This is a genomic window from Ructibacterium sp. SJQ-7 (assembly GCF_054696575.1).
This window is the reverse complement of record NZ_CP195193.1, coordinates 567,657-580,014: the sequence shown is the minus strand read 5'-3', so window position 1 is coordinate 580,014 and position 12,358 is coordinate 567,657. Positions and strand designations below refer to the sequence as shown.

Annotated in this window: 11 protein-coding genes and 1 tRNA gene; all 12 read left to right on the top strand. The window is 37.6% G+C overall.

Annotated features, from left to right (window positions below; translation table 11 throughout):
* Nucleotides 1–59: 59 nt before the first annotated feature.
* Complete coding sequence (locus ACSAMO_RS02680) at nucleotides 60–1,412, top strand: TrkH family potassium uptake protein (protein ID WP_499209787.1); 1,353 nt, start codon at nucleotides 60–62, stop codon at nucleotides 1,410–1,412.
* Nucleotides 1,413–1,433: 21 nt separating this feature from the next.
* Nucleotides 1,434–2,090 (top strand): potassium channel family protein, encoded by a 657-nt coding sequence (locus tag ACSAMO_RS02675; RefSeq protein ID WP_499209786.1) that lies wholly within the window; start codon nucleotides 1,434–1,436, stop codon nucleotides 2,088–2,090.
* Nucleotides 2,091–2,423: 333 nt separating this feature from the next.
* Complete coding sequence (gene adhE, locus ACSAMO_RS02670) at nucleotides 2,424–5,009, top strand: bifunctional acetaldehyde-CoA/alcohol dehydrogenase (RefSeq protein ID WP_499209785.1); 2,586 nt, start codon at nucleotides 2,424–2,426, stop codon at nucleotides 5,007–5,009.
* Nucleotides 5,010–5,256: 247 nt separating this feature from the next.
* Nucleotides 5,257–5,724, top strand: coding sequence for a zinc ribbon domain-containing protein (locus ACSAMO_RS02665; protein WP_118446660.1), 468 nt, complete (start codon nucleotides 5,257–5,259; stop codon nucleotides 5,722–5,724).
* Between the two features lie 4 nt (nucleotides 5,725–5,728).
* Nucleotides 5,729–6,733, top strand: coding sequence for a hypothetical protein (locus ACSAMO_RS02660; protein ID WP_117968889.1), 1,005 nt, complete (start codon nucleotides 5,729–5,731; stop codon nucleotides 6,731–6,733).
* Between the two features lie 203 nt (nucleotides 6,734–6,936).
* The gene (locus ACSAMO_RS02655) at nucleotides 6,937–7,914 is read left to right on the top strand and encodes a foldase protein PrsA (protein ID WP_499209784.1); all 978 of its coding nucleotides are present in this window, start codon (nucleotides 6,937–6,939) and stop codon (nucleotides 7,912–7,914) included.
* Nucleotides 7,915–8,033: 119 nt separating this feature from the next.
* Nucleotides 8,034–8,122: transfer RNA gene (locus ACSAMO_RS02650), tRNA-Leu, on the top strand.
* A gap of 143 nt (nucleotides 8,123–8,265) precedes the next feature.
* Nucleotides 8,266–9,075, top strand: coding sequence for a Rossmann-like and DUF2520 domain-containing protein (locus ACSAMO_RS02645; protein ID WP_499209783.1), 810 nt, complete (start codon nucleotides 8,266–8,268; stop codon nucleotides 9,073–9,075).
* Nucleotides 9,072–9,908, top strand: a complete 837-nt coding sequence (gene panB, locus ACSAMO_RS02640) for a 3-methyl-2-oxobutanoate hydroxymethyltransferase (protein ID WP_499209782.1) — start codon at nucleotides 9,072–9,074, stop codon at nucleotides 9,906–9,908. Before ACSAMO_RS02645 ends, panB begins: the two co-directional genes overlap by 4 nt.
* A gap of 1 nt (nucleotide 9,909) precedes the next feature.
* Nucleotides 9,910–10,749: a pantoate--beta-alanine ligase gene (gene panC / locus ACSAMO_RS02635; RefSeq protein WP_499209781.1), complete on the top strand. Its 840-nt coding sequence runs from the start codon at nucleotides 9,910–9,912 to the stop codon at nucleotides 10,747–10,749.
* Between the two features lie 14 nt (nucleotides 10,750–10,763).
* Entirely contained in the window at nucleotides 10,764–11,147 is a 384-nt protein-coding gene (panD, locus tag ACSAMO_RS02630) for an aspartate 1-decarboxylase (protein ID WP_022230778.1), read from the top strand.
* Nucleotides 11,148–11,171: 24 nt separating this feature from the next.
* Nucleotides 11,172–12,356 carry a CDP-glycerol glycerophosphotransferase family protein gene (locus tag ACSAMO_RS02625; RefSeq protein WP_499209780.1) on the top strand — a complete coding sequence of 395 codons (1,185 nt, stop codon included), beginning with the start codon at nucleotides 11,172–11,174 and terminating at the stop codon, nucleotides 12,354–12,356.
* Nucleotides 12,357–12,358 lie beyond the last annotated feature (2 nt).

The window sequence follows — 12,358 nt, the reverse complement described above, 5'->3', positions numbered from 1 at the left end:
TCCGAAAATTACATCGGAAGATGTGATTTTTGAGTATTTTTTGGAGGAAGCAAATAAATATGAATATTATCAGAAAAAATTTATTTCACAAAAGAATAAATACGGCAAGGTGTATTTCGTTTGGATTTGCGTTGATTATCCTTGTCGGAGCATTACTTTTAATGTTGCCGATTTCGTCAAAAGAAAGAGTTGTGACACCGTTTTTGTCGGCACTGTTTACAACAACGTCCGCAACTTGCGTAACAGGACTTACGCTTATAAATGTCGGTGCATATTTCAGCTTGTTCGGACAAGCGGTGATACTGTTTTTAATTCAGCTCGGCGGTTTGGGATTTATGACGATACTTTGTATTGTGTTTATAGTTTCAAACCGACAAATCGGACTTAGAAACAGAATGCTTATAGCTCAGACAATGGGTACGGAAAGCCTTGAGGGAATAGTCAAACTTGCAAAGCACGTTTTGTATATAACGGGAATTATAGAATTGTCGGGCGCGATAGTGCTTTCAATACGCTTTGTACCGAAATACGGATTTTTTAAAGGAATGTGGTTTAGTATATTTCATTCCGTATCGGCATTTTGCAATGCGGGATTTGATATAATCGGTGACGGAAAAAGTATGCTTTCATACAGACACGATCCGCTTGTGCTTTGTACGCTTGCGATACTTGTTGCCATAGGCGGATTGGGTTTTATTGTGTGGGAGGATATTATCGCAAAAAAATCGTGGAAACGACTTAACGTGTATTCAAAAGTAATAATTTTGGCACAGATATTTTTTATTGTCGTGGGTACATTTGTGTATTTCATTCTTGAATACGGCAACATAAATACAATCGGTGCTGAAAGTGTCGGTCAGAAAATATTGGCGTCATTCTTTCAGTCGGTCACAACAAGAACGGCCGGATTTGACGCACTTATACAGAATAATTTAACCGACTTGTCAAAGGCTTGGGGAACGGTGCTTATGATGATAGGCGGCGCTTCAGGCTCGACTGCGGGCGGCGTAAAGCTCGGAACGGCTGTACTTGTAATAATGACTTTGATTTCCGTATTGCGTGGCAAATCTGATGTTGTTATTCACGGCAGAAGAGTTGCACACACGACTATTCTTCACGCAATGGCATTGCTTGTCTTGTGGCTTATGCTTGTTGTGGGCGGTTCGGTGCTTATAAGTTATATTGATAATCAAGATTTGATAAATTCGATATACGAAGCTGCGTCGGCATACAGTACGGTCGGTCTTTCGGTCGGTGTATCGGGGAGCGCGTCCACATTTACAAAGATTTTGCTTATAGTGTATATGTTCTTCGGCAGAGTGGGCATTATGACGATAAGCGTTGTGTTTATGACTCGCATCAGAAAAACTAATGATATAAGGTATCCGGAATGTAGTTTCATTGTCGGATAGCAGAAAGGCTAGGGATTTGTTATGAAAACTTTTACAGTAATAGGATTGGGCAGGTTCGGAACATCTGTTGCAATGCAACTTTTTAATATGGGTTATGAAGTGCTTGCGATAGACAAAAATATGGATAAAATAAACGCTATTGCAAATTTGGTAACAAGAGCGGCTTGTACCGACGCAAAAGACGAAAGCTTGTTAAAACAACTTGGAGTGAAAAACTCGGATTGTGCAATCGTGTGTATCGGCGGTGACGATATAACGGACAGCGTACTTACAACTCTTGCACTAAAAGATATGGGAGTTAAGCAGGTTGTCTGTAAAGCAAAGGATAATATGCACAAAACCGTACTGAAAAAAGTCGGTGCGGATAATGTTATAATTCCCGAACAGGAGGCAGGCATTAAAGCCGCAATAGAACTTGTTTCGGACAGATTGTTTGATATAATTGAATTGTCGGACGAATACAGTATTGTGGACGCTGTTGTACCGAACACATGGATAGGCAAGAGCATTATGGAATTGTCTGTTCGTAAAAAATATAACGTAAATATTGTTGCGATAAAGAGTAATAACGGCGGTAAGGTGAATATTTCACCTGAACCCGAATACAAATTTAAAGATACCGATATTGTCGTGCTTGTAGGAGATATCGAGTCGATAAACAGATTGGAAAGTATATAAAAGAATGTATATAAAAAGTATTGCTGAAAATGCAATACTTTTTTATTTGTTTTAAACAAGAAAGTAATGAATTATATATGAAAAACTTACAAAGAATAAAAATATCAAAAAAACTATTGACAAAAGTTTAACAATTTCGTATAATAGTGTTGTAAAGATTGATAAATAAATAACGATAAAAATTTATCAATCTAAATAAACAAAGTTAATAATAAAAATTCGGAAGATTTCATACTATGTCAAAACAGAGTCTTCTGTATAAACATCTTATCAGCCTACAATAAGATGTAAAGAAAACTAACAACCCGTAGGCAGAAAGGCTATGGAATTATTATGGCAGAGATTAACGTAAATGAAATGATTGACGGCTACGTTGCAAAAGCACAAAAAGCTTTGAACGAATTTATGGCACTTAATCAAGAACAGATTGACGCAATCGTAAAGGCAATGACTCTTGCAGGTCTTGACAAGCATATGGAGCTTGCAAAGATGGCTGTTGAGGAAACAGGCAGAGGCGTGTATGAGGACAAAATAACAAAGAATATGTTTGCAACAGAATATGTTTATCATTCAATCAAGAATGAAAAAACAGTCGGTGTTATTGCTGAAAACGACCTTGAAGATTACGAAATTATAGCAGAGCCTGTAGGCGTTGTATGTGGTGTTACACCTGTTACAAACCCTACATCAACAACAATGTTTAAGGCTTTGATTTCCGTTAAGTCAAGAAACCCTATTATTTTCGGTTTCCACCCGGGCGCTCAAAAATGCAGTGCGGCGGCTGCCAAGATAGTTCTTGATGCGGCAGTTGCGGCAGGTGCACCTGAAAACTGTATACAGTGGATTGAATACCCATCAATCGAGGCAACAAACGCACTGATGAATCATCCGGGTGTTGCAACAGTTCTTGCGACAGGCGGCAGCGGAATGGTTAAGGCGGCATACTCAACAGGTAAGCCTGCACTTGGCGTCGGTCCGGGTAACGTACCTTGCTACATTCATAAGAGTGCTGACCTTGAACAAGCGGTTAACGACCTTATCCTTTCAAAAACATTCGACAACGGTATGATTTGTGCGTCTGAACAAGCCGCAATCGTAGATAAGGCAATCGCACCGAAATTTGAAAGACTTATGAAGAAATACGGCTGCTACTTTGCAAAGCCTGACGAAATTAAAAAGCTTAGCGATTACTGCATCGACAGTGAAAAGGGTGCTGTAAACCCTGTAATTGTAGGTAAGCCTGCAACATGGATTGCGGAGCAAGCGGGAGTGAAAGTTCCTGAGGGTACGAAAATTCTTCTTGCAAAACTTGACGGCGTAGGCCCTGAATATCCGCTTTCAAGAGAAAAGTTGAGTCCGGTACTTGCATACTTTATCGTTGATTCAACAGAAGAAGGAATCGACAGAGCAGAAGAAATGGTTATGTTCCACGGTATGGGACACTCGGCTGTTATTCACGCAAATGATGAAGATGTAATTCAAAAGTATGCTGCAACAATGAAAGCAAGCCGTCTTATCGTAAATTCACCGTCATCACACGGTGCAATCGGTGACATTTATAATACAAATATGCCGTCACTTACACTTGGTTGCGGTAGCTACGGCGGTAACAGTGTCAGCGGTAACGTTACAACGGTGAACCTTATAAATCAGAAGAGAGTGGCTAAGAGGAGAGTAAATATGCAGTGGTTTAAAGTTCCGGATAAGATTTATTTTGAGCATAATTCAATTCAGTACCTTGAAAAAATGCCGAATATCACTCGTGCATTTATCGTAACAGACCCGGGTATGGTTTCTCTTGGTTATGTAGATAAGATTTTGTATTACCTAAGAAAGAGAACGGAGCACGTTCATTGTGAAATTTTCTCAGATGTAGAGCCTGACCCGTCAATCGAAACAGTAAAACGCGGTGCACAGATGATGGACGAATTTAAGCCTGACGTAATTATCGCACTTGGCGGAGGCAGTGCAATGGACGCCGCAAAGGGTATGTGGCTGTTCTATGAACACCCTGATGTAGACTTTAATTCACTGAGACTTCGTTTCCTTGATATAAGAAAACGTGCGTTTAAGTTCCCTAAGATGGGTAATAAGGCACAACTTGTAGCTATTCCGACAACTTCCGGTACAGGTAGTGAAGTAACAAGTTTTGCGGTTATTTCGGATAAGAAGAATAATATGAAGTATCCTCTTGCAGACTACGAACTAACACCGAATATTGCGATTATCGACCCGCAGTTTGTAATGTCACTTCCGAAATCAGCAACTGCCGACACAGGTCTTGACGTGCTTACACACGCACTTGAGGCGTATGTATCTGTAATGGCGTCGGATTACACAGACGGTCTTGCAATGAAAGCTATTCAGCTTGTATTCAAGTATCTTCCGAGAGCATACAAGAACGGTGCTGAGGACGCAGAGGCAAGAGAAAAGATGCACAATGCAAGTTGTATGGCAGGTATGGCATTTACAAACGCATTCTTGGGACTAAATCACTCAATCGCTCATAAAATCGGCGGTGAGTATCACGTCCCTCACGGCAGAGCAAATGCAGTATTGTTGCCGCACGTAATTAAGTATAATGCGTCGACACCTTCAAAGTTTGTGTCATTCCCTAAGTATAAGAAGTTCATTGCAGATGAAAAGTATGCTGAAATCGCAGCATTCTTGGGACTTCCTGCAAAAACAACAGAAGAGGGTGTACAGAGCCTTATAAATGCGGTTATAGACCTTATGAAAGAAGTTAATGAGCCGTTGTCATTCTCTGAATGCGGAATTGATGAAGAAACTTATATGAGAAATGTTCCTGACATTGCAAACAAGGCTTTTGAGGATCAGTGTACAACTGCAAATCCGAAGTTGCCGCTTGTTAAGGAAATTGAACAGATTATGAGAGACGCTTATAAAGGTGTAAACTAATTGTTGAAATTTATCGGAAATAGGTATATAATTGATTGCGGAATATAAAGTTCTGTATTCCATAATCAATCAACGGGGGTTACCGAAAGGTAGCCCCTTTTCCTTTTTACTCAAAATAACGTAATGTCAGAATTTGTTGTGAAACGAAAAAATAATGAAAATGTCATATAAAAGCACTCATTTTATGTTATAATATAAATAATTAATTTAATCGGCATATAATAAATTAGGAAGGAGCGATTTTAAAATGGAAGAAGTATTTGATAAAATAAAGGAACACGCAAACAAAGCTAAGGACAGCGCGGTGCAGGTGACAAAAACAGTCATTGAGAAAACAAACAACATAGTAAACCAAACAAAATTAAAGTTTTCAATAAGCGAAACGAAAAGCAAAATTAAGGACATCTATACCGAAATCGGTAAGTCTGTATATGAAAATTATAAATCAACAGGCGAAGTGATTGACGATATGGAAGAAAAGTTCGCTAAAATCGACGCTATGACTGAGGAAGTTAACGAGCTTAAAGAACAGCTTTATCAGCTTAAAGAAAACGTAAAGTGTCCGAAATGCGGTGCGTATAATCATTCTGATGATGTGTACTGCTCAAAGTGCGGTGAAAGAATTTACAACGTAAATTCAGACGATACAGACAGTTATGACGATGATGAAGTTGTTATAATAAACGCTAAAAAACCTGAAACAGAAGAGGATTAATTATATGTCCGGTAGATTTGATAAGTTTTTTGATTATGCCTATGAAAAGGGCAGAGATATAGCTAAGAAATTTCACGGAAATAAGGGTGACAAGATGGATAAAAAGGGAATGAACATAGAATCATATGACGGTCAGGACGCTTTTTACACAGGCACTGACGAGGAATATGAAGAATTTTTGAAAAATGTCGATGTAAAAACAGATAATGATGCCGACGCAGAGCCTGTTGAAAACACTCAAAGAATTAATTTGAACGAAACGATTAATATTCAAAGTGTTATTGATAAATTCAAGAAAAAAGCCGGTGACATTGAAAACGGCGCAAGAAAGTTTAAAGACACGGTTGTAAGCAAGGTTGATGAATTTAAAGCTAAAAAAGAAGCCGAAAATACAACTGAGGCTGAAAACGAAAAAGAAGAAAAAAAGAAAGATAATTCTTTTGAAAAGGTTGTAAAAACGGCAGAGGATATTAAGGAAGATATTAAAAATGCCGTTGACGAAAGCGGTATAAAGGAAAAAGTTAAGAATACCGTTAAAAATTCGGTTGAAAAGATTGACAATAAGCTTGATAACATTCGCGAAAGCGTTGTTTCTGTATCTGAAATGTCAGACAGATTTGATGATGTTGAAAGCAAAATTCAAAATGTGTCAGAGGATATTGACGGCTTGAAATCGAAGATTAAAGATATTTCGGAAAAGTTGAATATTATTGATGTTCAAGATAACGAAAGAATGAAAGAACATAAGGATAATTATTCCGAGATCAAAAATTCGGTTGATGAAATAGCGAAAAGTGTTTCGGAAGTTAAACAAGCATTTAATTCGATTTCAAAACTTAATGACAGTGTGTTCGATTTGAAGAATACACAACTTAATACAAAAAATACAATTTCAGAACTTGAATCGAGTTTTGTAAAACTTAAAAAGAAATGCGTTCTCGGTGTAACAGTGCTTAGCATTTTAAGTGCGATTGTGATTGTGCTTGAAGTTGTATTAATGCTTTCATAAAATTGAATTATACATGAAAAGATCATAAGTAAATTATGGTCTTTTTGTAAACAATTTTTTAAATCTATTGACATAAACGTCAATAAGGAATATACTAATATGTGTTGTATGTGTTAAACATATAACGAATATAACGACTTATCTGCCCGCTGATAAGCGTTAGAATATAATAATTGTGGGCAGAAAGGCTATGGAATATAATTATGAATTTTGGCAGATTTGGAAAAATAGCAAGTGTATCATTGATTGGTGCAATGCTGCTTGCAGGTTGTTCGGGAAACGGTCAAACTGTTATGAAAATAGGCGATACTAATATTACGGAAGGTGCGGTTAATTTCTTCGCAAATTACGGAATGGGTACAGAGGACGTAGACACCGCAGTTGATAATCTAAAGCAAGAATATCTTCTAAAAGAAGTTGCAAAGGCAATGGATATAACTCTAACCGACGATGAGGCTAAACAAGTTAAAAGCACTATTTCAAATTTTAAGGCTCAACAGGGCGGTAAAAAAGCCGGCGATAAGTTGCTTAAAAAGTACGGTGTTGATGATGATATAATGGAAACAATTATTTCGGCATCAACATATTCAAAGCAGATAATGGATCAGCTTGACGTTGCAGAACCGACAGATGATGAAGTTAAGCAATATTTCGTAGATAATTATTTAAGAGCAAAGCATATTCTTATTTCAACAAAGGATATGACGACAGGTGCAGATCTTGATGAAGACAAGCTTGCAGAGGCTGAAAAGAAAGCAAACGAAATTCTTGAAAGAGCAAAGAACGGTGAAGATTTCGATGCACTTATAAAGGAATACAATGAAGACCCGGGTATGGAATCAAATCAAGACGGATACTTCTTTACAGACGGTGAAATGGTTTCTGAATTTGAAGATGCGACAAAGTCAATCGAGCCGGGCGAAATTACAATGTGTAAATCAGACTACGGTTATCACATCATAAAAAGATTACCGATAGACGAATCGGATTCAAAGTTCAGTGAGTATTTGGAAAACAATAAATCAGCAGTTCAGTCGGCAGTCACTTCAAAGAAACAAGAAGAGGCTCTTGAAAAGAAAGCTGAAGAATTGGGTATCAAGGTAGAGGTAAACCAAGATAAGATTGATAAAATGGTTATTCAGCCAAAGGATACGCCGGAACCTACAACAGAGGCTAAATAAAATGACAAATCAAGCAAGTCTGTTATAAAAACAGACTTGCTTTTTTAATCTTTTTTCGTACAAAAGTCTTGACTAATGTCAAAAAGTATGGTATAATTTCATATGTTGTTGACAAGTATGCCGATGTGGCGGAACTGGCAGACGCCCGGGACTTAAAATCCCGTGGGAAGAAATTCCCGTACCGGTTCGACCCCGGTCATCGGCACCAAATGACTTAGAACTTTGTTCTAAGTCATTTTTTGTTGAAAAAATATAATATTAATTAGTGAAATAATATTGTAATACAAAACAAAATATGATAAAATAAAACTGATGGGCGGTATTTCGGAAGAAAATTGCACCTGACATTTAGTGCGTTGCGGTGATATTATCGGAGGTGATAATATAAACGCAATAGGATTTATCGGAGCGGGAAAATGCGGTATGAGTCTGGCTTACTATTTCAGAAGCAAGGGCGTAAATGTAATCGGTTTCTCGTCACGAAGTAACAATACAGAAGATTTTGAGCTTTACAGCCGTGAAAAGCTTATAAATAATAGTGACATAATTTTTATAACTACAAATGATGATAATATCCAAACGATTTGGAACAAAATCAAAGATATGAATTTAAAAGAGAAAATTATATGTCATTGCAGCGGCTCTGTGTCAAGTGAAATTTTTAAAGGTGCAGACAGTGAAAATGTTTGCAGTGTTCATCCGATGCTGGCATTTAACAGCAAGCATACGTCATTAAATGCAATATCAAACGCTTTTTTTACAGTCGAAGGCGGCGGAAAAGCAGTTGATACTGTTTCAGAAATTCTTTCATTATGCGGTAACAGATTTAAGATTATTACATCGGAAAATAAAGCCAAATACCATGCGGCGGCGTGTTTTGCGTCAAATTTTGTCGTATCGGTTTGCTATAAGGCAACGGAGCTTTTACAGGAGTGCGGTTTTTCAAAGTCAGAAAGTGAGAGTGCACTGTCAACACTGATGAAGTGCAATATGGACAATATACTTAAAGTCGGTTGTGAAAAAGCAATCACAGGACCTGCGGCAAGAGGGGACATGGCGACTATTGAAAAACATATTGAAGTGCTTGATGAAAGAACAAGAGAGTTATACAAAGAACTGACAAATGTTATATTTGATATGAAAAACGGAGGAATAGAATGAAAAACACAACAGTAACCTTTAAAAATAAGAAAACTGACGGTGAAAAAATTACAATGCTTACGGCTTATGATTACACAACAGCAAAACTTGAGGACGAGGCAGGCGTTGATTCAATACTTGTAGGCGATTCGCTTGGTATGGTTATTATGGGATATGACAGTACATTGTCTGTGACAATGGAAGATATGATACATCACAGTAAAATCGTTGCAAGAGGTGCAAAAAATGCACTTGTCGTAACAGATATGCCATTTATGTCGTATCAAACATCTGTGTATGACGCAGTTGTGAACGCAGGCAGACTCATAAAAGAAGGTCATGCCGATGCGGTTAAACTTGAGGGCGGAGTTAAATTTGAGGAACATATAAGAAAAATCGTAGACGCGTCTATTCCTGTTGTCGGTCATATCGGAATGACGCCTCAATCGGTCAACGCGTTCGGCGGCTTTAAGGTTCAAGGCAAAAATATAGATGACGCAAAACGAATTATAGATGACGCAAAAGCGGTTGAAAGAGCCGGCGCATTTGCGGTTGTTTTGGAATGTGTACCGACACCTCTTGCAACATATATAACTGAAATTCTTTCAATTCCTACAATAGGAATCGGTGCGGGCAACGGCTGTGACGGTCAGGTGCTTGTATATCAGGATATGCTTGGAATGTATTCCGATTTTACACCGAAGTTTGTAAAGAAATATGGTGAATTGGGCGAGAGTATGAAAAAATGCTTTAAGGAATATTGCAGCGAAGTGAAAAACGGTACATTCCCAAAAGAGGAAAATTCGTTTAAAATGAGCGAAGAAGTTATGAAACAAATAACGGAGGAAAAATAAAATGCAGATAGTAAAAACAATAGATGAAGTAAGGAAAACAGTTAAAGCATGGAAAAAAGAAGGACTTACGGTTGGTCTTGTTCCTACAATGGGTTATCTTCACGAAGGACATAAAAGCCTTATAGAGCGTGCGGTAAAGGAAAATGACAGAGTTGTTGTAAGTGATTTTGTAAATCCTACACAGTTCGGTCCTAACGAAGATTTTGAAAGCTATCCGAGAGATATTAATGCGGATACGAAACTTTGCGAAAGTGCGGGTGCGTCAATTATATTTAATCCTGAAGCTGATGAAATGTATGACAATGCACTTACATTTGTTGATATGAACAAGATTACAAAGGTACTTTGCGGTAAAACAAGACCTATTCATTTTTCCGGTGTGTGTACTGTTGTAAGTAAGCTGTTCAATATCGTTCAGCCTGACAGAGCGTATTTCGGTCAAAAGGATGCGCAACAGTTGTGCGTAATAAAGAAGATGGTTAAGGACTTGAACTTTGATATTGAAATAGTCGGTTGTCCTATAATTCGTGAAAATGACGGTTTGGCAAAGAGTTCAAGAAACACATATCTAAACACAGACGAACGCAAGGCGGCACTATGCCTTTCACGTTCTCTTGAAATCGGCAAGAAGATGATTGCAGACGGCGAAACAGACGTAAAGACAATTATTTCGGCAATCAAAGCGGAGATTGGAAAAGAACCTCTTGCAAAGATTGACTATGTGGAAATGGTTGACTTCAATCAGCTTGAAACACTTGAAAAAGTACAAAAGCCGCTCCTTTGTGCAATGGCGGTATATATTGGAAAAACACGTTTAATAGATAATTTTATAATGGAGTAAGGAGAAAATAAGCAATGGAATTAACAATGCTTAAAGGTAAAATACATCGTGCAACCGTTACACAGGCAGAACTTGATTATGTCGGAAGTATAACGATTGATACGGCACTTTTGAAAGCGTCCGGTATACTTGAATATGAAAAGGTGCAGATAGTTGACGTAAACAACGGTCAGCGCTTTGAAACGTATACAATAGCCGGAGAAGAAAATTCGGGTGTTATATGCCTTAACGGTGCGGCGGCAAGATGTGTTCAAAAGGGTGATAAAGTTATTATTATGGCATACTGCAATATGACGGCGGACGAGGCAAAAGAACACAGACCGACAGTTGTATTTGTTGACGACAACAATAAGGTGTCGCAAATCACGCAGTATGAAAAACACGGAGAAATAAAGTAATCTTTGCATATTGGAGGGATATATATGAATTTGCATACATTTATAAAGAAGTCAAAGGATTATATTTCCTGTTTCGTAAAATACGGTGCGGCGGTAATTGTCGCACCTTTTGCGAAAAATAAAGAAAAGTATAAGGATTTATGGCTTATAGCGGAGCGTGGAATTGACGCAAGGGATAATGCGTATTATTTGTTCAAGTACATTACCGCAAATCATCCCGAAATCAATATTGCTTACGCAATAACGAAAGATTCCGCTGACAGAGAACGTGTGGAAAAACTCGGCAGAATTATAAATCATAACAGTTTTGAACATTACATTTCGCTTGTGCTGTCAAAAGTAAAAAGCAGTACACATATTATGGGTTACACACCGTATATAGATTTTTTTGTTAAGGCTGATAAAAAGGGGATTATAAAGGGCAAAAAGATATTTTTACAGCACGGTATCATCAAGGATAACCTCACATATTTGTATAACAATAATGTGAATTTGGATTTGTTTGTGTGTTCGGCAAAGCCTGAATACGAGTATGTCAAGAGCTTGTACGGATATAAGGATAACGTTGTGCAAATGCTCGGTTTGTGCCGTTATGACGCACTGTATAAAAATGAACAGCCGACCAAAAAAGTTTTGCTTATGCCGACTTGGCGATACAATCTTCAAGGGGCTGACAAAAAAGAATTTGTAAAAAGTGAATATTACAAGGTGTATTCAAATTTTCTTGCAAGTGAAAAATTGAAAAACGTTCTTGAAAAATACAATTATGAATTGCTTTTCTATCCTCATATTGAGTTTCAGAGATTTATTGATACGTTTAAAGGCGGCGAGCAAGTTAAGATTGTTACGTTCAATGACAGTACGGTGCAAAATTTACTTATTAAATCGGACGTTCTTATAACCGATTTTTCAAGCGTGTTTTTTGATTACGGATATATGGAAAAACCTATGATTTTCTATCAGTTTGACAAAGAGTCATTCAGACAACAGCATTACGAAGAAGGTTATTTTGACTATGAACGTGACGGTTTCGGTGAAATTTTGTATGATGAAAATGACGTTATAGACGAACTTGACAGAATACTTGAAAACGGTTGCGTGCTTGATGATAAGTACAGAAAAAGAATTTATAAATTCTTTACGCTTAGAGATGAAAATAATTCACAGCGTAATTTTGAGGCTATAAAAGAAATTTGCGACAGAGGTTGAGT